The following is a 24,171-nucleotide window of genomic DNA, read 5'->3' on the forward strand; positions in this document are numbered from 1 at the left end:
ATTCGCGTCCCCGCCTAAAATCAGGTACACTGAACTATAGATTCGTTCCATCTACAATTACGCTTTCGAAGCGGTTATTGTTCCTCGCGACGGGCAAAAAAATGCCCGCTCGCGCCTATTTTCTGGAGGTGATCCCATGAAGCTGTTATCCGTCGAACCTACTCCGAGTCCGAATTCCATGAAGCTGAACGTGGATGAAATGCTGCCGCGCGGACGGAGATATACGTTTAAAGCGGGAGAGGCCGGAGAAGCGCCCGAATTGCTGCAGCGGCTCTTGCAGATTAACGGAGTAAAGAGCTTGTTCCGCACCGCTGATTTTATTGCGCTTGACCGGAAGCCCGGAGCGGATTGGGCGGCAATTCTGGCGGAAGCCGGGCAAATTCTGCAAAAGGAGCAGGACGCAGGAGGACAAGCTGCGGGAGGGCTTTCGGCTAGCTTCGGCGAGTCGCAGGTACTGGTTCAGATGTTCCGCGGCATTCCGATGCAGGTGCGCGTGCGTACGGGAGACGGCGAGGTGCGGTCCGCGCTTCCGCAGCAGTTCGGCGATGCGGTCGCACGGGCAGCGGGCTCCAGCATGATCCGCGAGCGGAAGCTGGAGGAATTCGGCGTCCGTTACGGTGAACCCGAGGAAACTGCCGCTGAGATCGTCCGGGAGCTGGAAGCTTCTTACACGGCGGAACGGCTTGAAGCGCTCGTGCGAGCCGCGGTTGAACAGGGCGCCGCGGTAAACGATGACGGCGCTCAGCCGGCCGTGAGGCCCGCCCCGCTGTCGCTTGAGGAGACACGGGCGCTGTTCGCATCGCCTGATTGGCAGGTTCGTTACGCCGCATTGGAGCGTTATTCCGCAACGGTAGAAGGCATTCCGCTGCTGGCCGCAGCGGTGAAAGACGAGAATACGTCGATCCGCAGGCTGGCCGTCGTTTACTTGGGCGATCTGCGCTCGCCGGAGGCGCTGCCGTATTTGTTCGAGGCTTTGCGCGATTCCTCCACGTCCGTCAGAAGGACGGCAGGGGACACGCTGTCCGATCTCGGCGATCCCGCCGCAATCGGTCCAATGATCGAAGCGCTGCGCGACAAGAATAAGCTTGTCCGCTGGCGGGCGGCGCGTTTTCTCTATGAGGCCGGCGACGAGACGGCCGTTGAAGCGCTGCGCGCAGCAGCGGGCGACAGCGAATTCGAAATTCAGCTGCAGGCCAAAATGGCGCTTGAGCGGATCGAACGTGGCGAAGAGGCCGCCGGTTCCGTCTGGCAGCAGATGACCGCCGCGCGTAATCGCGAGTCTTAGAACAAAAAAAGTGAGGAGAATCTTATTCCCCGCGAAGGTTGCTTCGCGGCGAGCGGGATTCTCCTCACTATTCGTTATGCGAATTTTCAGCATACGGCATACTCTGTTCCTTGGAGCTGCTCTTGGCCGCTTCACCGCGATTAGCTACTTCGTATACTCCAGCTGAATCCGCACAAGCAGGGAATTATCTCCCGCATAGGGCTCATAACTGGCCCGGTAGCCGACTGCGACGTTAACGTTCTTGAAGGCGGCTTTCAGCGCCTCGGGAAATTCCTGAGCCTGCTCGTATCTGAACTCCAGGCTGACCGTCCGGGATTCGAGCGCTGACTGAATAACGCCTCGCAGCTTCTCAGGCCCCGACACCGTATACTCCGGCTCTAGCCAGTGCAGGCCAAGCGCCAGCTTCAGCCTGCTGTACCGTGCGCGCTCCTCTTCCGTCCCTTGCAGTTCAAGCTCTCGGATCGTGTCCGCGTATTTGGCGTTCGCGGCCGGATACGTCCTCGTCCATTGGTGATCCGCCCGCAGCTCTTCGTCCGTTTTCAAATAGTAATTGTATCTGATCGCGCCTTCGTCCTTTTTGGCCGCAGCTGCCGCCCGTTCATTGCCGGGTACCGGCTTTATGACCGGATCGTCCCATGTTAAATCCAGATGGTACCATGCGCCGTCCAATTGAACCATATTCCACGCGTGCTCCCCTGTATTGACCGAACCTTCCGCTATGCGCACCGGAATGCCCGCTTCCTTGAGCATTTTAAACCCTAACAAGGCATAACCCTGACATACGGCCTCTCCTAACGTTACCGCATCATAGGCCGTGTAATGAGATAAAGATTGGTCATACTCTACGCGGGTGACAATCCAATCGTGAATCGCCTTTATTTTCTCATGACGATTCATCCCCGGCTCGAGGACTGCCGCCAGCGCCTCCGCGACCTTCGTATCGACAACGGCCGACTGTTCCTTCGTTTCGCGGTACCTGGCCTCGATGGATATCGTTGATTTATTTCCCCAGCTTCGGATCGTATAAATATAGGAATCGAGGATGTAGGCGGAGTAGTCGTCATGCGTCAAAGCAGCTCGAATGACATCCGTCAGCTTCTCCGACAGTTGCTGCTTGTCCCCTGTATAGGAGACGGAGAACCTTTCGGAGCGGACCTGAAATTCCTTCGCGATGGCAAGCTCCAATTGCTCCAGCCGATTAGTCTGCTCCATGGCTCCAGCCTCATCCGATTCCGCCGCGGCCGGAAATAAATCCAGCTTCAAATCAAGGATAAAAGCCGCAGCGATAATAACGGCCACCATCAGCAATTTCGACGCTGCTTTTTGCATACGAACCTCCTCGCCCCTCAACCTTGAACATAAATTGGTACATCCCTGTAATAAAACTGTAATATTTCTCTCATCTTGCTTTCATCTTATGCTTATATACTTAATTCATGACCCCCCTTTATTATATATTCTCTCTTGCAGCCTGCAGCCACGTGCTGCAGGCCTCTTTTTTTGAATCTAAGAATCCGTGCCGCATGATGACGCGGCTAACGGTTCGAGCGAAGCGGCAGCTTGACCATCCTGCAGCGTCTCTTGAAGGAAAGGCAGTACGCGTTCCCAGAAGGCCGGCTCCTGTTCGGACGAGCTATGGCCCTCCGTTGACACGAACAGCGTACCGATCGTTCCCTCCGGCAGCTGCTCCTCCAGCCTTCTCAAATCTTCGGCGCTTATAAAATCATCACCTTTCGAATGAATCATCAGCACCGGCGTCCTGTCTATGTAAAAGTTGCCCTTACCTGCACGTTTAGCTAGTACATCCGGGATACTGGCTGCCCGTAACTGCTCGTTGGATATGCCGGAGCGCAATAACCAGATCGTCGGGATCAGATAGACAAGCGGAAAAGCGGGGATTTTCCTCCGCTTCAGCTCCGAACGCATCATCGTCTCGAATCGGACAGGCATCGAATCGGTAATGACCGAACGCACCTTCATGCCCTGATCCAGCGCCAGGATTGCGCCGAAGCCGCCGAGCGAATGACCGAGCACGGATACCCGTTCCGGATCGATGCCCGGCAGCAGGCGAGCCGCATCGACCGCAGCGGTCACATCTTCCCGGAACATAAGCGCAGACGGCGCTTTGATCGATTCGCTGTTCCCGTGACTTCTCGCGTCATACATAAATACGGCATAACCCGCCTTATAAAGCGGGTGGGCGTAGCGCAGCACCCTCGTACGATTAGAGCCCCATCCATGAGCTACCACAACAACCGGAAGAAGCCCTCCGGCCGCGCCAGCGCCTTCTATCGGCTGAAGAAGCCACCCTTCCAGCCTCGAGCCATTGCTCATAAAGGAAATGGATTGCCAAGCCGCAGCCGCTTCGGGAGCAGCCGCATTTGCTATTTTGCGAGGTCTCTGGCTGCGCGCCCCAATCTGCCATACAACCGCGGCAAGCAGCGCAATAGCGATTACGACGGCCGACAACGTGCCGATTACGCCCACACCGATCCCCCCTTTACAAAGCTTGTACGGCAGTTGCGAACTGCCGGGCCCGCTCCGTCACCAGGTCGTATTTGCCTTCCCTGATCCATTCCAGATTAACCAGCTTGCCGCCCATGCCGACCGCGTTAGCCCCCGCCTTGAAATAATCGGATATATTATGCAGATCGACGCCGCCGGTCGCGATCATCGGAATGTCGTTCAACGGTCCGCGAATCTCTTTCAAATAACCCGTGCCAAGCGTTCCCATAGGAAAAATTTTCACCGCGTCGGCGCCTGCCTTCCACGCCTTTACAATCTCCGTCGGCGTCATGACGCCCGGCCATACGGACAGCCCGCGTTCCCGGCCGTAAGCGATAACCTCTTCATCCAAATTAGGGGAGATGAGAAACTGCGCGCCTGCTGCAACCGCTTCCCGGGCTCGCGCCATATCCGTTACCGTCCCGGCTCCGACTGCCGCCTTGCCGCCAAACCTGCTGCGCCAGCGTTCGATCATAACCGCCGCTCCCTCCGTATTCATCGTCACCTCCATCATATGAATGCCGCCGTCGATTAAAGCTTGCCCGGCCGCATCCGCGTGACGATCCTCAATCCCTCTTAAAATCGCCACAATTTTGTGCTGCATCAGCAGCTCCAGCATTCCGCTCATTCCCGTTCTCCTCCGTCTCTACGTTCATTTATTCCCAATATTGCTTGAATATGCGCAAAAATAAGTTCGGAAAAGGCAAAACGTCCATATCTTCTTTCGCAATCCACCGATAGCGGGAGGGAAGCTTCCCCAAAGCGGGCTGAGCAGAGGCGCTGACAGCGGAACTCTCCGCTGCATATCCGGCAGACGCTTCCGCAGCTGCCAATCCATTCCCCGCCGTCTCAGCCGCGGAGGCTGATTCGAGCTCGCCGGGCGCTTCGCCCAGATCGGCGAGGTAGAAGCGCATTTTCCAATGGATATGGCTGAAAATATGATCGGCGTCCATAAACCAGCTTCGGGGACGGATAAGCAGTCCCGTCTCCTCCTCTATCAAACGGCCGATGAGTACAGCGAGCTCCGCTTGCTCCTTAGGCGCCTGCTCATCCAGCAATCCGTGCTTATCCGCCGGCAGCAGCAAATGCGGCAGCTCCCACATTTGCGCAAGAAGTCCCGTGTCCGGCCTCTGCCTCACAAGTACCTTCCCCGCATGTTCGCCGGTTCCCGCGATAATGACCGCCGCTCTAAGCTCCGGCCGCGGCGGCTTCGCTTTCGTCTTAATCGGCAGCTCATGCTCGCGGCCATCGAGCCGCGCCGCACAATGCTCCATCACCGGGCAAGGCAGGCAGCTTGGCGACTTCGGCGTGCAGACGAGCGCGCCCAGCTCCATCAGCGCTTGGTTGAAATCGCCTGCTGCGCCTTCCGGAATAAGCGAAGCCGCAAGCTTCTCGATCCCTGCTCTCGCCGCCGGCTTCGCAATATCGTCCTCCAGGCAGAAATAACGCGACAGGACGCGCATAACGTTGCCGTCTACAGCAGGCTCCGGCCGGTTAAAGGCAATGCTCATGATGGCACCGGTCGTATAGGGGCCGACCCCTTTCAGTCCGGCAACGGATGCTTTATCATCCGGCACGATGCCGCCGTATTTCTCCACGACCTCCTTGGCGCCTGCCTGCAAATTACGCGCCCGCGAGTAATAGCCAAGCCCTTCCCAGCTTTTCAGCACCTCTGTCTCGGGAGCCTCGGCCAGCGCTTGCACGCTTGGAAATTTACTCATAAAGCTGTTGTAGTACGGGATAACCGTATCTACCCGCGTTTGCTGAAGCATAATTTCCGAAACCCATACCCGGTAAGGATCGCGGTTGATCCGCCAAGGGAGATCACGTTTGATGAGACGATACCAAGCCAACAGTTCCGTACTGAAAAATGTTTTAACCTTCTGCGTATCCTGATCTGTCAATTGCCGTTGCCCTCCTCTCCCGCATGATGAGCAATATCCGCCGTCTCCACATGCCCCGTTCTTGCAAGCTTGCGGTAATGATTCGGAGTAATTCCCGTGATACGCCTGAACAAGCGGGATAAATAATGGTTTTGCATGCCTACCTGATTCGCGATGGCTGTGATCGGCAGCGTCGTTTCTTCAAGGAGCTGCTTCGCGATCGCGATTCGGCGGTTCGTCACATATTGGATCGGCGAGCAGCCCATCATGTTTTTGAATGAAGCAATAAAATAATTCGGATGCAGGAACGCGAATTTTGCAAGCTCCTCTACTTGAATGCACGTATGCAGATTAGCTTCAATATAATCGAGTACCTCGTTCCATTTCACGCTAATGTCCGGATCAGACAGCTGCTTTTGTTGAATATGGCTTGCATCCAGGTAATTAGTAATCAGTTCAAGCAAAACGGCCTTAAGCCGAAGCCCTCTTGTAACGGTGTCGTTTTGCTGCAAGGCGATTATTTTGGAGAACAGCTGCCTGATTTGATGCTCGTCCTCAACAAATACGAATAGCGGAAGCTTCAGAGATTGAATAAACTGGGCATCGCCATGCTCCATGCGAAAGTGGCACCAGTAGCAGCCGAACGGCTCGTCTCCTGCGGTTCCGTACGATTGCACCGTGCCTGCAGGCAGAAAATACAGACCCCCCGGCATGATGTGATATCTCTTATTTTCAATCTCTAACCAGCCTTGTCCTTTATGAATGTAACAGAGACGGTTAAAATCAGGTTCCGCCCCATATCTGGACCAGCCCGGCGGGTATTCGGAATAAGCGGAAATAATCACTTCGGGATGAATGCGATTCAATTGATTTTGCAAAATTCTCTCTACGGTTGAATTCATGATGTCTCCTGTTGTCGAAACTGCGTTATAATGTTGTTCATGTCCACTGTGATTTGTGCGCTGCATTCTCTTCTATTATACGAATTAACGGCTCAAATGAATATGGATGTCCTATGAATCTTCTAATTGGTTTTAAATATTCCAATAACAAACAAATGCCAAGGAGAGTTGCGATATGTCCAACCAGCTATGGCTGCGTCCCGGAAAATTAGTTGCTTTTACCTTATTGCTACTTGCTCTCGCAGGCTGCGGCGGAGGAAGCGGGAAAGGGAACGCGCTTGACGGGCCGGCCGGGGTCATCTCCGTCTACAAAGCCAATTGCGTGAACTGCCACGGCTCCGAGCTGCAGGGGAGAATCGGCGCCGTTACGAATCTGCAGAAGGTTGGAGCAAGAATGAGCGCGGAGGATATTACCGTGCAAATCGAGGATGGAGCGAGCACGATGCCCGGTTTTAAGGACAAGCTGTCCGCAGAGGAAATTGAAGGACTTGCCGAGTGGCTGGCCGGTAAAAAATAAGAAAAGACTTGAATCGCCGAATCGGATTTGCCAAAAAAAAAATGCCGGAGCGCGGATGAAGCCGCCTCTGGCATTCTTTGATTATCCGGACGGCTTAATAGCCGATATGGTGACCGTTTGTTTTGGGAGACTTCGTATAATGGATGGCAGGATGGCCTTCGTACGTCCAATGCGTCTCGCCCATTTGAGGATGAACCGGAAACAAATCGCCCTGCACGAGAACCAGGTCCCCGCCCCAATCATCGGAGTAGATGCCGTCATATTCGACCCACTGCCCCGTTTTAAATCGACGCTTCCCCCTATGCTTCCGCTCCTTCATCGTTGTCGTCCCCTCTCGCCTATCCGCTTGGTCTATTACATTCCAAGTGTAGGCAAAAGGTTACAATCCTATCCGCTCGGCAACGGCAAACGCGGAAGCGAGTTGGCGCTCATGGGTAATCGTGACGTGAATGCGGACCGATGCGCCTTTCAAGCCGAGACGTTCCCATGCCGCGTCGGATAAGCTGCATTCCGGCCTTCCGCAATCATCGCGCAGAATTTCAATATCCGCAAAACCGATCGTTTGACCGATACCACAGCCAAAAGCCTTCACGACCGCTTCCTTCGCCGCGAATCGTCCCGCCGTGAATTGATACAGCCGCTCGCCTGCATATTGGGCTGCCAGCTCCCGTTCGCCGGCCGAGAGCACCCGCTCGAGAAATTTGCCGCTTGTACGGCTCTCCAGTATTTGAGCTATCCGGGATATGTCCGATAAATCATGCCCGATGCCGATGATCACGCTAACACCCGCCTTTTCTATGATGGAGAGATTAGCAGAAGCCGCAGGCCAAGTCAAGCGCCCATTCGGCAAAGCCTAAACCGTATATCCGGAGAAATCGACCGGCCGTTCATTGATGAACCGTTCGACAGCGCCTTGACCGTCTACGCTTAAGTAAAGGCTGCTTGAGTCCAAAGTATGGTAAAGGACCTGCAAGGTCGCAGCTGTTGTCCAGCTCGGACGGTTCTGTCTCGCAGCCGATGCGAACGCCTCAAAGCTGTTCAAGCCCCGCAGCTTGGCGGTTTCTTGCGTGACAGCCTCCATCACAATGCCGTTACGGGAGCCTTCGCTTGTTACGAAGCACCGGTCGGATAACGTCTCCAGCCGGAAGGGCTGCATCAAATGGATAGACCAGAATACATTCCCCGTCTGCCCGAGCAATAAACCATGCTCCTGCAGCCAGTCCGTTTTCGGCAATACGCCAAAGATCCGGTTTTCGATGCCTTCCGGGATCGGATAAAGCGCGAGAATCGTGTTTTTGTCATAAAGCACTTCGGTATGTCCGCTCTGATGCCTTGGATCTTGTATCGTCCCGGGATCTGACGGATGGTAGAAATAAGCCTGGTTCACGCCCTCTATCTTGCCCAGCGGAAGCGTGAAATCCCACCGATGCTGCTCATTATCGAATTCCTCGAACCTTTCCCACATGCCGCCTGCCGCAAAATCCTCCGTTATGTACGCATAGCTGTGCAGCTTGCTTGCAGCATCATCCTGCTTGGTAACCAGCCTGGTCACTACCGACGGTTCGCTTCGGTGAAGCGCAAGCTGCCTGGCGGACTCCGGCGCTTCATAATACAGGAAGCCCGCATATTCGGTCCGAGGCATCTCATCCGGCAGAATGAAATCGCCAAACTGCACATAATCGTGCAGGACGCTGCCGTCCTTCGGAATGTCATGCTTCAAGCCGCGGGAATGCGCGCCGACCCAGGTCCCCTTTAAATAATACGCCGCTCTCTCCTCCCACAGAAAATCCAGCATTTCGCTAAGAGACTGCTTAATCGTGGCATCCGTCGTCAATTTCCAAGCGCAGGCGAAGGCTTGCACCCAATGCCAGAACCAAGGGAGACTGCCGTATTCCGACATCCCTTGCTTTCGTACATGGGCCAGCGTCAGCAGAAGGCTTTGCTTCCCTTCCTCGAGCAATTCCGCATCCTTAAACCATTGGCCAAAAATAAGCTTGGCCGCCGTATATTTGGCGTCATGATGGCCGAAATGATTTTCCGGCCGGAGGTAGAAACCGCTTCGGTATACGTGATCCAACGCGGATTGAAAAGCGGAAAACAGCGTTTCGTCCATGCAGGCCTTGTAGGTCGCAAGGAAGTAAGCCATCAGGCTTCCCATTAATTCCACGGGAAGAACATGGTGCTTCGCTTCCCGCGGAATCGGCTCCAAATGGAGCGGCCAATGGCCGTACGTCACGCTCTCCGGATTCTGATCCTGCAGCTTAAGCACCTCCAATAGGACGGAAACCGCCTTCTCTTTGGCCGTCTCCGCATCGAAAGCGACGCGGTCCGGATATTCGGCCGCCGCGGCAAACAGATAGGTCGCATAGTAATAGTTATCCCGGATATCGTGATGGAACCACAGCCCGCTGTTTAATGCAGGCAGGCGATAGGCTCGCTCGGCCGCTTTGACCATAATCTCGATTTGTCTGTCCTTATCGTTCATTCGAATAATCTCCTCCGCTTGCTTCTATTTCCTTCTATCATAGCGAATAGGACTAGAGCTGGAAACCTTTGCGTTTGGTATAAAAATAATCGGCGAGTACGGATAAAACGATTCCCGCGCCGTACCTTGCCAAATCGACGGCCAGAAATCCTTTTCCTAAAATTAAAGAACCGGGAAGCGTGCTTCGTATGCCGTTTATCCATTCGGTCTGATAAAGCTGGCTGAACTCGATGCCGAAGCAAAATAACAGGCTGATCATAGCAGCCGTGAGCAAGCCCGCGCGTACGAATACGGCGCGAAAACCAAAATATATCATGCTCGCCCATAGCGTATCTCCAAGATGGTCCGCGGCGAATGCCGGCAGCGATTCCCCGAATACCCGTGAGCTGTAGCCCAGCGCCATGACGGTTATCGCTGCGATAATATAAGGAATTCTGGCCTTCAACTGCTTCTCCTCCCTCTTTCAAGAGTGAAACTTCTAAGCGCAAATATAAGTGTGAAACTTACATCCTCTTGGAATTTAAAAAAGAGACTGCCCGCAGCCGGTTAATTGGCTGTAAGGACAGTCTCCTCTTTCATATCCGGTAAGCGGATCAGATCCCCGGAATCGAGGTGCGCTTATGCTCGGTTTTCAAATATTGCTTTTCCAGCTTCTCGCGCGCTTCCGCGCTAATTTCTTTGCCCTCGAGGTAATCGCTGTTATCGCCGTACGTGATGCCAAGCTCGCCCTCGTCGGTTTGCCCGTCCCAAAGACCGGCGGACGGCGCTTTGTCGAGAACGCTTTGAGGCACGCCGAGATGCGAAGCCAGCTGCCTCACCTGACGTTTGTTCAGCGTGCTGAGCGGAGTAATATCTACCGCGCCGTCGCCCCATTTCGTAAAGAAACCGGTAATCGCTTCGGACGCATGGTCCGTGCCGACTACAAGCAGGTTCAAATCAAATGCCAGCGCGTATTGCGTAACCATACGCGTTCTCGCCTTGATATTGCCCTTGCCGCCGCGGCTCAGATGGCGCGGAATGCCAAGGGCTTTGAAGCCGTGCTCGACCTCGAGCGTAATCTCGTCTACCGCTTCCTCGATATTCGTCTCGACCTTGTGCTTCAGCCGGAACGCCTCGGCAACCGCGTAGCTGTCCGCGATATCCGCTTGATCGCCATACGGCTGGAACACGCCGAGCGTCATGTACTCCCGGCCCGTCTCCTCGCTCAGCTCATCCGTGGCGCGCTTGCAAAGACCGGTCGCTACCGCGCTGTCAATGCCGCCGCTGATCGCGATCAGCAGCCCTGTCGTGCCCGACTTCTTCACGTATTCCTTTAAGAAATCGACCCTCCTGCGAATCTCCGCCTCCGGATCGATGGACGGCTTCACGCCAAGACGCTCAATAATTTCGGATTGTAGGCTCATGAGACACCGCCCCGCTTAACGGCAGAACCGATCGAATGCGTCTGTCAGATCAGCTGCGATGTCCGCTGCGGAACGGTTCTCGATTTGGTGCCGCTCGATAAAGTGTACCAGTTCTCCGTCCTTCATCAATGCGATCGAAGGAGAAGAAGGCGGGTACGGCGCAAAATATTCGCGCGCTTTCGCTGTCGCTTCTTTGTCCTGTCCCGCAAACACCGTGTACAAATGATCCGGCGTAATATCGTGCTTCAGCGCTTCCGCTACGCCCGGACGGCATTGGCCGGCCGCGCAGCCGCATACCGAGTTCACGACGACGAGCGCCGTTCCGCTTGCGTTAGGCAGTCTTACCTCCACCTCTTCCGCCGTGCGAAGCTCCTGAATACCGATGCGGGTAAGATCGTCGCGCATCGGTTGAACCATATCTAACATGTATCTTTCGAATGACATAGACACAAGAAACACACTCCTTTAATTACTTTATTTTAGCTACTATTATACCGTCCGAAATCAAAATAAAGCAACCGGAGCGCATTTACTCCGGTTGCCCTTTTTTCGCCGAGTCCGATATGTCGTCCGGATCGCCGGCTCCGTAAGCCGTATTTTTGTCGGGATGCATAAATATCCCGCCTTGCGGCGGAAGCCCCTTCTCGAATATGCCGCGGTTTTCGGCCGTCTGAAATCCTACGTCCTTAAAAGGATGCACCCACTCGTCGCCCGCCATAACCGCCGGATCCGTCTCCGTGCTCCACTGCGACAGCGGCGAATCCGGTGACTCGTAGAGGTGATCTCCGATCACAACGCCGTGCCGGTTAACAAAAGGGGCACGGCTGCCCCGCCCTTCCCGAAACTGCGGCAAAAACTCGATCTCATACGGATCGAGCGCCGGATCGCCGTTAATCGGGCCGTCCTTACTCTCAGGCTTGCGGTCAGTCACAGCACTCCCTCCGTTCTATGTAGACGGACGGTTTGGACCATCCAGCTTTTTGTCAAAGCCTTCGGCCTCAGGCGCTTTACCGCCCCCGGCCGCATTTTGCGCCGCCTGCTTCGCCTGTTCGGCGGAGCGTCCTTTTTCTTCATTTTCTTGTGCCATTGCTATCGCCTCCTTCTCGTATTTCGCAGCCGGCGGGTGAAGCCGGCAGTTGTTCGTCCCACCGGTAGTATGCGCCGAGGGCGGCATCCTTATTAGAAGCATTTGACACATGCGGGGGAAATGCATATAATACGGATATATTTTACAACAAGGAGGCTGATGAAGTATGCGGTACAATCTTATGGTTCTTGTTACGTGTTCATCGGTCTCTCCGGATCATTCAGCCGCCAATATTCAGACGTAACGCCCTGCAGGAGCGTTATTTATTGGGCTGTAATCCGCAGTGACCGCATAGGTTGCATGCGGATTTTTTTGTGTCTTTTTAGCCGCATGCCGACCGCCTGCGGTTTTTTTGCATTTCAAATTAATCAATACGAAGGGGTTTTCATTCATTGGAAAAAAATAACTACCCGCATTTGACGGTTTTTGGCTGGAACGACTCTTGGCAATCCGCTTGGGGCGAAAGCGCGCATTTTGGCAATAAAGGCTTTGAGCCTGCCCGTATCGTTGCGCAGTATTCGAAGCAGTACCGGGTGGTCACCGAGGACGGCGAGAAGATCGCCGCAGTAAGCGGCAAGTACGAGTTCGAAGCAGGAGGACGAAGCGATTTCCCCGCGGTTGGGGATTGGGTGATCGCGCAGCCTCTCGAAGGTGAGCAGAGGGCCGTGATACACGCCCTGCTGCCGCGTTTCTCCGCCATGACGCGCAAGGAGGCGGGAAATGTCGTCGACGAGCAAGTGATCGCGGCCAACATCGATACGATTTTTATTACAAACGCGCTTAATCAGGACTTTAATCTCCGTAAAATCGAACGTTATCTCATCGCGGTGTGGGAAAGCGGGGCACGGCCGGTCATTCTGTTGACGAAAGCCGATCTATGCGATGATCCGGACAGGAAAATCGCGTCTGTCCAAGACAGCGCGCCGGGCGTGCCGGTTCATGCGGTCAGCGCCCACATGAACAAAGGAAAGGAAGAGCTCGCGCCTTACCTGCTGCCCGGTCATACGATCGCAGTGGCAGGCTCGTCCGGCGTCGGCAAGTCGACGCTTCTGAACTGGCTGGCCGATGATTCGCTGCAGCAGGTGCAAGGGATACGGGAAAGCGACGCAAGGGGCAGGCACACGACGACGCATCGCGAGCTGTTCGTACTGCCGACCGGCGCTGTCATGATCGATACGCCGGGCATGCGCGAGCTTCAATTATGGGATGCCGCAGACGGCTGGGAGACGACATTTGCCGATATTGCCGAGCTGGCCTCGCAGTGCCGCTTCCATAATTGCTCGCATGAGTCGGAAGCCGGCTGCGCCGTCAAGGAGGCGCTCGATAGCGGAACGCTCGATTCTCGCCGTTACGCGAATTATAAGAAAACCGAGAAGGAGCTTGCTCATCTCGCCCGCAAGGAGCAGGCCAACAGCCGGAAAGCCGAGAAAAAAGCCGGGAAGCACTCGGGAGCGAAGTCCAAACGGGGCTCGCACGAGCGCAATCGCCACAGTCTTATCGATCTGGAATAAGCAAGGGAGGGATGCATTGGTGAATTCAAGTGCACATATGCACTTGATTCGCCGCCATATGGCGATAGGAGTGAATTCAAGTGCACATATGCACTTGATTCGCCGTCGTACGGCGATATGAGTGAATTCAAGTGCACATATGCACTTGATTCGCCGCCGTACGGCGATAGGAGTGAATTCAAGAGCTGTTATAGCATCAGACGGCTTTGCCGGTCTCAACCTGCGGCAGGCCGAAGGATACGATGAACGTCGTGCCTTCCCCTTCCGTTGATTCCACTTCGATCCGCCCGTTATGGCGCTCGGCAATGCTTAAGCACAGTGGGAGACCGAGTCCCGTCCCGCGCGCTTTCGTTGTAAAAAAAGGCTCGAACAGCTGCTTCATCTGCTCCGCCGGAATGCCAACGCCTTCATCGGCAATTCTCAGCTCGATTTTTCCGCCCCGGCATCTGGTGCTGATGCGCGTGACGCCCCTGTCTCCCATCGCTTCCATCCCGTTCCGGGCCAGATTCAGCACCAGCTGCTTGATTTCCCGGTCGTTGAGCAAGATGAGGGGCAAATCATGGCAGAAATCCACCTCGATCGACTGTCCGCGCAGGTTTGCGTCGGCGTTGAGCAGTGGAATTAGCTCATTTATAATATCGTGCAGCGAAGCAAGCTGCATCTTCAGCGCCCTGTTCTGGGCTAACGACAGAAAGTCGCTGATAATCATATTCGCACGATCCAGTTCATCGATGATAATTCGAAAATATTGCTGCTGGCTCTTGGGGCTGCGCTCCTGTATAAGCTGAACAAAGCCGCGTATGACCGCCATCGGATTACGGATTTCATGCGTGATGCTTGCCGCCATCTGACCCACGAGGCTGAGACGCTCCATGCGGCCAAGCTCGTCCCGGAGCTGGCTGATTTCCGTTACGTCGTGCGCGATAAGCGCCGCGCCCGCAATTTGGCTTTTCATCAAGCTTCTAAGCGAGAAGGTCGTCAACAAAAGCGTCCGACCGCCATTCTCGAATGGAACCAATGAGGATTTCTCGCCTTTAAGCGCCTGGTTGAGGGTGTCGACGAACAGATTGCTTGGCCCGGGTTGGAACAGCATTCGAAATGGCACGCCCTGCGCCTTGACGGCTGACATATATTCCGGCTTGATCGATAGAAGCTTCGTCACCATGTCGTTCATATGCGTAACCTTGCCTTCCCCGTCCGTAATAATAACGGCGAAGGTCGTCTCGTCAATAAACTGCTGCAGCTTCTCGACCTCATCCCGATAACTGGCCGATATGCGCAGCACTTTCTCATGGAGCTGCGTCTTCTCCTTCACGCTCTCGATCATAAAAATCGACAGCCAGGTTGCCGTCAAAATCGCGGAAACAGCCAATACCAGCCCTATCACCAGGTAGAATGTCCATTCAGCGTTCCGGCTGTGAATGTACCCGGTTATCATGACGAAGATAAAAATCACCATAAACGACATGAGCTGCAGGCCACGGCGTTCTTTGTTGAGCGCGGAAGCGCGTGCAAAAGGGCGAATCGAGAGCCCTATTAACGGAATGAAGACGATCATATACAGGATAAAACTCACCGTTTCCCACATGCCGTCAAGCATCGGAATCCGGATCGCAAAGTAAACGAACGACATGACAACCAGAACGGGCACTCCCCCATATAATGCGCCGATCATATAAGGAACCGCATGGAAGTCCAGGTCGTAGCCAAACGCGTTTGAAGCCGACATTATACAAAGCACCATCGACGTACCGCAAAAAATGCCCATAAAAACAGGCATCCTCATAAGGCCCTGTTCTTTATCCTGCCTTAACTGGAAGGCAAAAACAGGCAATAAGGACAAAATAAATTGTAACAGCAGTTCCTTTAACACGGACGATCGGTTCCCCCTACTCGCGTTCCGAATGCATGCCACATCTATTGTTATATTGTACTAGTACACCGATGCCGAATCTATGGATTGTTACTCCGATTAAAACATAAATGCCCTTATTTTACAATTGAAGTTCTATCCAATTTATGATGCCCGCTATCGTTTTTTCGCCGTCCGAATCATTGTGGAGCTCATGGTAGCCTCCCTCGGATACTGCAAAGCGGCATTGGCCGCCGAGGCTCTCCGCTAATTGCCTGCTTGCCTCAAACGAAGTAATTCGGTCGGATGTACCGTGCATAAGCAGCAGCGGCACATGAAGGAGATCGGAGTGGGACAGCGCCCATTCTCCTCCTGCGGCAATCTCGGTATAGGTGCGGAGCGTAATTTTCGTATGGCACAGCGGATCCGCGATAGGCGCGGCCGCCGGATAACCGGGCCGGTATAAATCGGCAGGATTTAATCCGGTCGATTGCTGAAGGGCAGGCATGACGCGAGCCAACTTCCGGCCGATCCATTCCACGGCAGGGTTCGGCTTAAAAGCAAGACGCAGCCACGGGCTCGTAAGTATCAGTCCCCGGATTTGCGGCTTATAGCGCAGCGCGCAGCTCAGCGCCACATTCCCTCCCATGCTGTGGCCGTACAAAAATACGGGAACGCCGGGATGCCGGTCTTCCGCCGCTTCAATAATGAGAGCAGCGTCGCTTGCTGCCGCGCCAAGCGAGTGGATATGCCCTCTTTTGCCGGAAGATCGACCATGCCCGTGCAGATCCAGCGCAATGACTGCGAATCCCGCTTCCGTCATAGAGGAAGCGACATGCCCGTAGCGGTCGCCGTGCTCGCCTATTCCGTGGACGATGCAGACGACTGCCCGCGCCCGCTGTACGTCAGGCTGCCATTCCCTTACAAATAACTCCGTCGCTTTAGCCCCTATGATTTTCCATTCCTCACGCCGCATCAGAACGCCGCCTTTCATTTGTGGTATGATGGATGATAAAACTAATCATATAACAGGTGGATAATAATGCAATATGATGCAATAATAATCGGCGGAGGCTCCGCCGGGCTAATGGCCGGAATAGCCGCCAGCAAGCATGGCGCAAGCGTTCTTTTGCTCGACAAGGGAGACAAGCTTGGGCGCAAGCTCGGAATATCCGGGGGCGGAAGATGTAACGTGACCAACAACAAAGAGCTGGATGATCTGATTAAGCATATTCCCGGTAACGGCCGCTTCCTGCACAGCTCCTTCTCTAACTTCAATAATAAAGACATTATATCCTTCTTTGAGAATTTGGGCATTGCCTTAAAGGAAGAGGATAACGGCCGGATGTTCCCTGTCTCTGACAAAGCGAAGACGGTCGTGGATACGCTCGTGAATCAGGTGCGCAAGCAAGGCGTGCAGATCAGGCTGAACGCTCCCGTTGATCAAATTATGTATAAGGATGGCAGCGTCTCCGGCGTTCGACTGAAATCAGGCGACGTTCTGCGGAGCAGAAGCGTCATCGTAGCCTCCGGGGGCAAATCCGTACCGCAAACCGGCTCGACCGGCGACGGCTACGCCTGGGCGGAGAAGGCCGGACACACGATCACGGAGCTGTTCCCGACCGAAGTGCCGCTAACCTCGAACGAGCCTTTTATTACGAGCAAAGAGCTTCAAGGGCTATCGCTCCGGGACGTCTGCCTGTCCGTGTGGAATCCCAAAGGGAAGAAAATCATCGAACATAGGGGCGATATGATATTTACGCATTTCGGCCTATCGGGACCGATCGCTTTGCGCTGCAGCCAATTTGTCGTCAAAGCGCTCAAGCAATTCGGCACCGGAAATATAGAGGTCGCCGTCGACTTGATGCCGGATAAGAGCAAGGACGAGGTCTATAAGGAATCGTTAAGCCTTGCCGAGCAGGAGGCCAAAAAAACGATTAAAAACGTGCTGAAAAGCTATTTGCCCGAAAAGATGATTCCGATCCTGCTTCAAAAATCAAAGCTGACGGACAGTCTGACTTATGACCATATTCCGAAGCAGGATTGGCTAACCTTATCCCGGCTGATTAAGCATTTTCCGATCCGGGTGTACGGCACTTTGTCCATCGAGGATGCTTTCGTCACCGGGGGAGGCGTTAATTTGAAGGAGATCGATCCGAAGACGATGGAGTCGAAGCTGATGAAGGGGCTGTTCTTCTGCGGCGAGATTTTGGATATACACGGCTATACGGGAGGCTATAACATTACCGCAGCCTTCTCTACAGGCTATACGGCGGGGGAAAATGCCGTTCTGCTCCCCTAATGAAAAAGGCTGATACCGGAGTCGCGAGAACCTGGTTCAGCCTCTTTCCGCATGGGTCCTGATCAGCGTCTCCGCCTTAGGCGAATCACGCGAATGCGCTGCTTCTGAATATTCGAAAGCGGCCTTGTAAAGCGGTAGTTATTGCTGCGTGCGGTTCCTTTGGTCACGCCAGCCTTAAATGCGCTTCCCGCCGCCGGCAGAGCAACCAACACGCCGAATGCTTGCATGACCGTGGCGATGGGCGTACTGATGGAGCGATTGCCGCTCCCGGCGAAGTTCAGCGCGGCCGCATAATTGTCGGACCGCCTGAGCCACACGCCTCCCGAATCTCCCGGCAGCGAAATGGCGGACTGTCCTGTAATGACCGTTTGATTGCGGAACAACAGGACGGCATCGTTCAGCTCCGGATACGGACCGACCTGGACGTCGACGTTAATCGATTCGACCGTTCCCGCTACAAAGCCGGTCGTTCTGCCGGATTTAACAAACTGCTCGCCCACGCCGTAGCTGTTCAAATGACCCGGAACCGTGATAAGCTGACCGGTTGCACTCACCAAATAACGCGGATTCAAGAAGCTTGGCGTAAGCGGAGCGGCTAATGCCGCGTCCATGAAATTGATTCCGCTCGGATTAAGCGGGATATACTCGAACGCCTGCCCGATCCGGTCTACGCTCGTTTGTCCGCCGTCCGCCGGGCCCGGTTGAACGGTCTCGGAAAATACCGGACTATTCGCTTTGATCAACACATGGTTATTGCTAAGTACGTACAGGGCTCCGTTCTTCGTTACGATCAGTCCTGCGGTTCCAGTCATCGCGGGACCGAACGTTCCGATGCTCGTTCCGGCGGGAACCGGACGAATCCTGCTTTGGAACAATGCCGGCTGAAATACCCGCCCCCGCTTCTGTTTCACAATCAAAGGCGCGGCAGCCTCATGTCGGCGAAACGGCTTGGTCCGGATGAGACGGATCGGAAAGCTTCCTCCGCTTATCGCTTTGACCGAGCTGTTTATCGCGGACGTTGGTATCGCGTGGTCCATATATACGGTAACAGCAGCTCCGCGCGACGGTTGATTGGGATTGGCGTATCCAATCCCGACACCCGATATGCCGGAACGCTTCATTAAAGCCGGAGCAATTTTTGTTTTGTGCCTCAATGCCTCCCGAAATGTCGCCATGGCCTCTCCCTCTTTCTTCTCATCATGTCATTTCCACAAAAAACGGTATATCCGGATTTTGCGGAACTGTTCAACATATGAGAGCGGCGGCGGATATGACGATTATATTGACCTAGTAAACGTCGATAGGTGACCGTACAATTTTCATTGGCAACGCAAGCAGAAACGCCTGTAGTCGTCCTTATCTGAGGACGCAACCGTTTCGCGGAGAAATATAAGCCCGCTAATATGTGCCACACTTATAATTTCTTATATTTCAAAAAAAGACCCGCCTGATTAGGAGGAAGCAGCGGGCGCCTGCGAACAAGCCTTCCTCACTATAAGCCGCCCTAATAGAAACGAGTCAATTCCAGCACTCTATTCTCCTTTGAATGGGAATATCAAAGCTTTATTTGTTAGGCATGAACATCTCCGGAGAAATGATCATAGGTTCCGGAGTCGGGAAGAAACTCATCGCCATAATCGGCGTCGTCATCGCGGTTGCGCAAATCCTCCGCCTCTTCTGCTTCTCCCAGCTCCGACGCCCATTCCTCGTTTACAAAATGAGCCGGAATCGGTATCGTATCCAACGCGTAGGCGCTGTTGCTTAATGCGTTCGATTCGATCTGCGATTGCTCCACCAGCTGGCCGCCGTGAGCCTGCGCAATTTCGAGCGCCGAGGTAAGGTCGACACCGTCCAAATGAATATGCATGCGGCTTCCGTCATGCAGCACCGTCTCGTAACCGAGCTCCTGCAGCGTTTCGCAGGCGAGCTCCGCGCTCTGGGTATCGTTAAAATCAAACAGCAACGCTGAATTTATTGTCATTGGTTTTCTTCCTTTCATATCCTTTTGCTATAGCATGCCGAATTTGCCGGGAAACATGTCAGCAAATAAAAAAAAACCAGCTCTCCCGGCTGAAGCAGCCGGAGAGCTGGAAATGATTTTATGCAATTGAAACGGCCTCTGAAATTTTCTAACCGCGATAAAGAGCAATCGCCTCGTTCAAACCGCGCGTTTGTTCATATACCTGCTGATAAACCTTGAAAATGCCTTCATATGCGGCGACCGCTTCAGGCTGCGGCTTATACGAATCCGCATGCTTCACGAATTTATCTGCGCAGGACTCAAGGCTGTCGAACCATCCGGCGCCGTAAGCAGCAAGCATAGCTGCGCCAAGGCCTGGACCTTGCTCGTTCTCGAGCGCAACGACCGTTGCGTTAAAGATATCGGCTTGCATTTGCAGCCACACCGGATTTTGCGCGCCGCCGCCGATCGAGATGATCGTATCGACCTTTTTGCCGGCACGGCGGAACATATCGACCGACTCGTTAAGCGAGTAGGTAATGCCTTCCATAACCGCGCGGGCAAAATGAATCCGTTCGTGCGAGCCGTCCACGCCGATAAAGCTGGCGCGAATGACGGAATCGGCGTGAGGCGTTCGTTCTCCGACGAGATATGGCGTGAACAGCAAGCCGTTAGCGCCGGGCTTCACCGCGCCTACACCCTCCAACAACTGATCGAAGGACTCATTCGGAGCGAATGTTTTCTTGAACCAGCTTAAGCTGTAGCCGGCCGCAAGCGTAACGCCCATCACATAGAAGGCATTCTCCTTGCCGTGATTGAAGAAATGCACCTTGCCAGCAAAATCCTTCGTCTTGTCATTCTCGTAAGATAAAATGACGCCGGATGTGCCGATGCTGCAAAGCGTCAAGCCCTCGGACAGGATGCCCGAGCCGATCGCTCCGCACGCATTGTCCGCACCGCCTGCGAAAACCTTAACCGCAGTCGACAAGCCCGTATTTTCCGCAATCGATGGTAAAATGGCGCCTACCAAACCGTGCGATTCAACCAGCGGAGGACAGAAGCCTTCAGGCAATCCGAACGCTTCAAGCACTTCGCTGCTCCACGCTTTGCCGGCAACGTCAAGCATGAGCGTTCCCGCCGCGTCGGAGTAATCCATATGCAGCTCGCCGGTCAGGCGGTAACGCAGGTAATCCTTCGGCAGGAGGAACAGCTTCGCCTTCGCGAACGCTTCCGGCTCGTATTGGCGTACCCAGAGAATCTTCGGAAGCGTGAAGCCCTCCAAAGCCGGATTACGAGTCACGCTGAGCAGCTTATCGCCCAGCGTACGCTCGATTTCACGGCATTGCTCAGTCGTACGCGTATCATTCCATAGAATGGCGTTGCGGACCGGATTGCCTTCGCCGTCCAGAAGCACAAGGCCGTGCATCTGACCGGAGAAGCTGATGCCCTCGATTGCGTCAGCTGCTATTCCGGCAGAAGAAGCGAGCTCGCGCAGCGCTTCGATCGTCGCATCAACCCAGTCGTCCGGCTTCTGCTCGCTCCAGCCGGAATGCTCGTGGAACAGCGGGTAGCTGCGGGATGCTTCCGCCGCTACCGTGCCGCTGCGGTCTACGAGCAGCGCTTTAACCGCGCTCGTTCCCAGATCTATACCGATAACATAGCTCATTTGTCGCTTTATCCTCCCGACTTAAACGCTGAAAATAACTTCGCTAAGCATGAGGCGGATACGTTCTTGACGGCCGGACTCATTGATGATCGGGTTGTTTTGAAGCGCGTATTGCTCCAGCGACGCCAATGTGGCTTTGCCGGAAACGATTTCCGCGCCAATGCCTTCTTTGAAGCTGCGGTAACGGTTTTCTACGATGTTATCCAGAATTTTCTCGTCGATCAGCTTAGCTGCCGCTTTCAAGCCCCAAGCGAAGCTGTCCATGCCTGCGATATGCGCAAGGAACAGGTCTTCCGCTTCGAACGAGCCGCGGCGCACTTTCGCGTCGAAGTTAACGCCGCCGCGGCCGATACCGCCGGCTTTCAGCACTTCGAACATCGTCAATGTCGTCGAGTACAGGTCGGTCGGGAATTCATCCGTATCCCAGCCGAGAAGCAGGTCGCCTTGATTCGCGTCAAGGGAACCGAGCATGCCGTTGATAGCAGCCGTGCGAATTTCATGCTCGAATGTGTGGCCTGCCAGCGTTGCATGGTTGGCTTCAAGGTTAAGCTTGAAGTGATCCTTCAAGCCGTATTTTTGAAGAAATGCGATCGTAGTAGCCGCGTCGAAGTCGTATTGATGCTTCGTTGGCTCTTTTGGCTTAGGCTCGATCAGGAATTGTGCGTCAAAGCCGATTTCCTTCGCATAAGCGATCGCCATATGGTACAAGCGTGCCAGGTTATCCAGCTCGAAGCCCATATCCGTGTTAAGAAGCGTCTCGTAGCCTTCGCGGCCACCCCAGAATACATAGTTTTCCGCGCCAAGCTCTTTACCGACTTCAAGCCCTTTCTTCAGCTGCGCACCGGCATAGGCATATACGTCAGCGTTGCAAGTCGTGCCTGCGCCGTGAACAAAACGCGGGTTCGAGAACATGTTAACCGTGTTCCAAAGCAGCTTCTTGCCGGATTGCTTCATGTTGTCCTTCAGCAAAGCGACAATAACGTCCAGGTTCTTGTTCGTTTCTTGCAGCGTTTCGCCTTCCGGAGCGATATCGACATCGTGGAATGCGTAGAATGGAATATTCAATTTATTCATGAATTCAAAGTTGGCTTCCACGCGCGCTTTCGCACGGTCAAGGCCGCTATATTGATCCCAGCCGCGAACCATAGTCGCAGCGCCGAACGGATCCGTACCATTTGCGTTGAATGTATGCCAATAAGCAACCGCGAAGCGAAGATGCTCTTCCATCGTTTTGCCCAGTACAACTTGCTTTGGATCGTAGTGCTTGAATGCGAACGGATTGTCCGAGCCCTTGCCTTCGAATTGGATCGTGTTTACATTTTTGAAATAGCTCATAAAAAAAATAATCCTCCTTCACAGAATTCGGTATTTTCGAAAACCTATCGGTAACGCTATTCACAGAATAACACGGTCATACTTAGTTTGTCTATTAAACAAACTAAGATTTTTGTGTTAAACTAGCAGTAACCCATTTTTCGCTTATTCGCCGTATTCAGTATGCGGTGTGTGCCATCTCGCTATTCGGTTTTTCATGATACAATGAGTTATTGTTACTTGGACGGAGGCTTACTTTTTTGAAACAGAAACCAACGGGAGACTTAGCGCTCATCAAGAAAATAAACACGGCCATCGTACTTGAAGCGGTGCTGAAGCACGCGCCGCTCTCGAGGGCGCAAATCTCGGAGCTCACCGGCCTGAACAAAGCAACGGTCTCCAGTCTCGTGCAGGATCTCATAGACAGTCATCTCGTGCTGGAGATTGGTCCCGGCGAGTCTAGCGGCGGGCGCAAGCCGGTAATGCTGCTGTTCAACGGGACGGCGGGTTATGCGGTCGGCATCGATCTTGGCGTTAATTATATTCGCGGCTTGCTCGTCGATCTGGAAGGGAACGTCGTCGCGGAGCATGAACGCGGATTGAAGCGCCCCAACGCCGATTTTGCGATCGGACAGCTTGCGGAGTGCATTGAATTGCTAATCAAAGAGGCGCCGGCTAGTCCTTACGGCGTTGTCGGCATCGGGGTCGGGGTACCTGGTATTGTGGATGATAACGGCTCGATCCTGTTTGCACCGAATTTGAAATGGCGCGACGTCCCGCTGCAGCAGCAGCTTGAGGAACGCTTCGGATTGCCGGTCACGATCGATAACGAAGCGAACGCCGGCGCGCAGGGCGAGCAGAAATACGGCGCAGGGCGCGGGATACCGAACCAGATCTATGTCAGCGTCGGAATCGGGATCGGGACGGGCATTATCTTAAAGAAAGAGCTGTTCAAAGGCGCCTCCGGGTTCTCGGGCGAGCTCGGCCATCTGTCGATCGAATATGACGGAAAGCCTTGCAGCTGCGGCAATCGAGGCTGCTGGGAGCTGTATGCATCGGAGAATGCGCTCCTTGAACGGGCGGCTTTGCACGGTTATGACAGCTTAGAAGAATTGCTCGCCGCTGCAGCGTCCGGCGATGAGAATGTACTGGAGCTGTTTCGGTCAATCGGCGACTATCTGGGCGCAGGCATTGCCAATATCGTCAACGTGTTCAATCCGAACGTCGTCATCATCGGCAACCGCATGAGTCTAGCGGCGGAGTGGCTGGAGCCTGCGATTCAAGCGGCAGTCGACCGCCGTTCTCTTCCGTATCACCGCGAGCGGATGCGGATCCTGTTCGCCGAGCTGCGGGAGCAATCCGCCGTTCGAGGCGCCGCCTATTACGCCATCAGCACGTTTTTCTCGAAGATTAAGAGTTAGATGTGGAAACAGCCGGTCAAGCAGAAACGCCTGTCGGCGTCCTTGTTAGAGGACGCCGACCGTTTCGCGGTGAATTCT

At 54.2% G+C, this 24,171-nt stretch carries 24 protein-coding genes; 5 read left to right on the forward strand and 19 right to left on the reverse strand.

The features are described 5' to 3' along the window. The first annotated feature begins 136 nt into the window (after window positions 1-136). Window positions 137-1,285: a virulence factor gene (locus H581_RS0129115; protein ID WP_029192337.1), complete on the forward strand. Its 1,149-nt coding sequence runs from the start codon at window positions 137-139 to the stop codon at window positions 1,283-1,285. 144 nt (window positions 1,286-1,429) lie between these two features. On the opposite strand, the gene H581_RS0129120 is transcribed toward H581_RS0129115, so the two are convergent. From H581_RS0129120 to H581_RS0129140, 5 genes are all read right to left on the reverse strand, one after another. After that, the gene (locus tag H581_RS0129120) at window positions 1,430-2,614 is read right to left on the reverse strand and encodes a transglutaminase domain-containing protein (protein ID WP_029192338.1); all 1,185 of its coding nucleotides are present in this window, start codon (window positions 2,612-2,614) and stop codon (window positions 1,430-1,432) included. A gap of 177 nt (window positions 2,615-2,791) precedes the next feature. Continuing rightward, window positions 2,792-3,772, reverse strand: coding sequence for an alpha/beta hydrolase (locus H581_RS35720; RefSeq protein ID WP_051251445.1), 981 nt, complete (start codon window positions 3,770-3,772; stop codon window positions 2,792-2,794). Window positions 3,773-3,785: 13 nt separating this feature from the next. Beyond that, window positions 3,786-4,418 (reverse strand): bifunctional 4-hydroxy-2-oxoglutarate aldolase/2-dehydro-3-deoxy-phosphogluconate aldolase, encoded by a 633-nt coding sequence (locus tag H581_RS0129130; protein ID WP_029192339.1) that lies wholly within the window; start codon window positions 4,416-4,418, stop codon window positions 3,786-3,788. Window positions 4,419-4,446: 28 nt separating this feature from the next. Then, window positions 4,447-5,694: an A/G-specific adenine glycosylase gene (gene mutY, locus H581_RS0129135; protein ID WP_029192340.1), complete on the reverse strand. Its 1,248-nt coding sequence runs from the start codon at window positions 5,692-5,694 to the stop codon at window positions 4,447-4,449. Beyond that, on the reverse strand, window positions 5,691-6,575 hold the full coding sequence (locus H581_RS0129140) for an AraC family transcriptional regulator (RefSeq protein WP_029192341.1): 885 nt from the start codon (window positions 6,573-6,575) through the stop codon (window positions 5,691-5,693). Before H581_RS0129140 ends, mutY begins: the two co-directional genes overlap by 4 nt. 175 nt (window positions 6,576-6,750) lie before the next feature. Between H581_RS0129140 and H581_RS0129145 the strand changes: the two genes are divergently transcribed. Further along, window positions 6,751-7,092, forward strand: a complete 342-nt coding sequence (locus tag H581_RS0129145; RefSeq protein WP_036720480.1) for a c-type cytochrome — start codon at window positions 6,751-6,753, stop codon at window positions 7,090-7,092. 94 nt (window positions 7,093-7,186) lie between these two features. Here the strand turns inward: H581_RS0129145 and H581_RS35725 are convergent, their stop codons facing one another. The 8 genes from H581_RS35725 to H581_RS38535 all read right to left on the reverse strand — a co-directional run bounded on the left by H581_RS35725 (window position 7,187) and on the right by H581_RS38535 (window position 12,067). Next, the gene (locus H581_RS35725; RefSeq protein WP_036720483.1) at window positions 7,187-7,411 is read right to left on the reverse strand and encodes a hypothetical protein; all 225 of its coding nucleotides are present in this window, start codon (window positions 7,409-7,411) and stop codon (window positions 7,187-7,189) included. A gap of 60 nt (window positions 7,412-7,471) precedes the next feature. Next, window positions 7,472-7,870, reverse strand: a complete 399-nt coding sequence (acpS, locus tag H581_RS0129155; protein WP_029192343.1) for a holo-ACP synthase — start codon at window positions 7,868-7,870, stop codon at window positions 7,472-7,474. Between the two features lie 75 nt (window positions 7,871-7,945). Continuing rightward, entirely contained in the window at window positions 7,946-9,577 is a 1,632-nt protein-coding gene (locus tag H581_RS0129160; protein WP_029192344.1) for a hypothetical protein, read from the reverse strand. Between the two features lie 52 nt (window positions 9,578-9,629). Then, window positions 9,630-10,022 (reverse strand): ribosomal maturation YjgA family protein, encoded by a 393-nt coding sequence (locus H581_RS0129165; protein ID WP_029192345.1) that lies wholly within the window; start codon window positions 10,020-10,022, stop codon window positions 9,630-9,632. A 148-nt stretch (window positions 10,023-10,170) separates the two neighbouring features. Continuing rightward, window positions 10,171-10,980: an ammonia-dependent NAD(+) synthetase gene (nadE, locus tag H581_RS0129170; RefSeq protein ID WP_029192346.1), complete on the reverse strand. Its 810-nt coding sequence runs from the start codon at window positions 10,978-10,980 to the stop codon at window positions 10,171-10,173. A gap of 15 nt (window positions 10,981-10,995) precedes the next feature. Then, entirely contained in the window at window positions 10,996-11,430 is a 435-nt protein-coding gene (locus tag H581_RS0129175) for a BrxA/BrxB family bacilliredoxin (protein WP_029192347.1), read from the reverse strand. Between the two features lie 79 nt (window positions 11,431-11,509). Beyond that, window positions 11,510-11,911 carry a DUF3905 domain-containing protein gene (locus H581_RS0129180; RefSeq protein WP_084134840.1) on the reverse strand — a complete coding sequence of 134 codons (402 nt, stop codon included), beginning with the start codon at window positions 11,909-11,911 and terminating at the stop codon, window positions 11,510-11,512. 15 nt (window positions 11,912-11,926) lie between these two features. Then, window positions 11,927-12,067 (reverse strand): hypothetical protein, encoded by a 141-nt coding sequence (locus tag H581_RS38535; RefSeq protein ID WP_169507556.1) that lies wholly within the window; start codon window positions 12,065-12,067, stop codon window positions 11,927-11,929. Window positions 12,068-12,459: 392 nt separating this feature from the next. On the opposite strand from H581_RS38535, the gene rsgA reads away from it, so the two are divergent. Continuing rightward, window positions 12,460-13,578, forward strand: a complete 1,119-nt coding sequence (rsgA, locus tag H581_RS0129190; protein ID WP_245600188.1) for a ribosome small subunit-dependent GTPase A — start codon at window positions 12,460-12,462, stop codon at window positions 13,576-13,578. Between the two features lie 196 nt (window positions 13,579-13,774). Here the strand turns inward: rsgA and H581_RS35730 are convergent, their stop codons facing one another. Together H581_RS35730 and H581_RS0129200 are read right to left on the reverse strand one after the other, a co-directional pair. Next, window positions 13,775-15,346, reverse strand: coding sequence for an ATP-binding protein (locus tag H581_RS35730; RefSeq protein WP_245600189.1), 1,572 nt, complete (start codon window positions 15,344-15,346; stop codon window positions 13,775-13,777). A gap of 226 nt (window positions 15,347-15,572) precedes the next feature. Then, window positions 15,573-16,406 (reverse strand): alpha/beta hydrolase, encoded by an 834-nt coding sequence (locus tag H581_RS0129200; RefSeq protein ID WP_029192350.1) that lies wholly within the window; start codon window positions 16,404-16,406, stop codon window positions 15,573-15,575. A 66-nt stretch (window positions 16,407-16,472) separates the two neighbouring features. Here H581_RS0129200 and H581_RS0129205 point away from each other — a divergent pair, with 66 nt between their 5' ends. Further along, window positions 16,473-17,732, forward strand: a complete 1,260-nt coding sequence (locus H581_RS0129205) for a BaiN/RdsA family NAD(P)/FAD-dependent oxidoreductase (protein ID WP_029192351.1) — start codon at window positions 16,473-16,475, stop codon at window positions 17,730-17,732. Window positions 17,733-17,794: 62 nt separating this feature from the next. On the opposite strand, the gene H581_RS0129210 is transcribed toward H581_RS0129205, so the two are convergent. From H581_RS0129210 to xylA, 4 genes are all read right to left on the reverse strand, one after another. After that, complete coding sequence (locus H581_RS0129210) at window positions 17,795-18,907, reverse strand: chymotrypsin family serine protease (RefSeq protein WP_029192352.1); 1,113 nt, start codon at window positions 18,905-18,907, stop codon at window positions 17,795-17,797. A gap of 395 nt (window positions 18,908-19,302) precedes the next feature. Next, window positions 19,303-19,713 (reverse strand): hypothetical protein, encoded by a 411-nt coding sequence (locus tag H581_RS0129215; protein ID WP_029192353.1) that lies wholly within the window; start codon window positions 19,711-19,713, stop codon window positions 19,303-19,305. A gap of 148 nt (window positions 19,714-19,861) precedes the next feature. Next, on the reverse strand, window positions 19,862-21,358 hold the full coding sequence (gene xylB, locus H581_RS0129220; RefSeq protein WP_029192354.1) for a xylulokinase: 1,497 nt from the start codon (window positions 21,356-21,358) through the stop codon (window positions 19,862-19,864). Window positions 21,359-21,379: 21 nt separating this feature from the next. Beyond that, window positions 21,380-22,693 carry a xylose isomerase gene (gene xylA / locus H581_RS0129225; protein ID WP_029192355.1) on the reverse strand — a complete coding sequence of 438 codons (1,314 nt, stop codon included), beginning with the start codon at window positions 22,691-22,693 and terminating at the stop codon, window positions 21,380-21,382. A gap of 239 nt (window positions 22,694-22,932) precedes the next feature. Here xylA and H581_RS0129230 point away from each other — a divergent pair, with 239 nt between their 5' ends. Next, complete coding sequence (locus tag H581_RS0129230; protein WP_029192356.1) at window positions 22,933-24,093, forward strand: ROK family protein; 1,161 nt, start codon at window positions 22,933-22,935, stop codon at window positions 24,091-24,093. Window positions 24,094-24,171 lie beyond the last annotated feature (78 nt).

The organism is Paenibacillus harenae DSM 16969, from assembly GCF_000422465.1.
Classification (GTDB): Bacteria; Bacillota; Bacilli; order Paenibacillales; family Paenibacillaceae; genus Pristimantibacillus; species Pristimantibacillus harenae.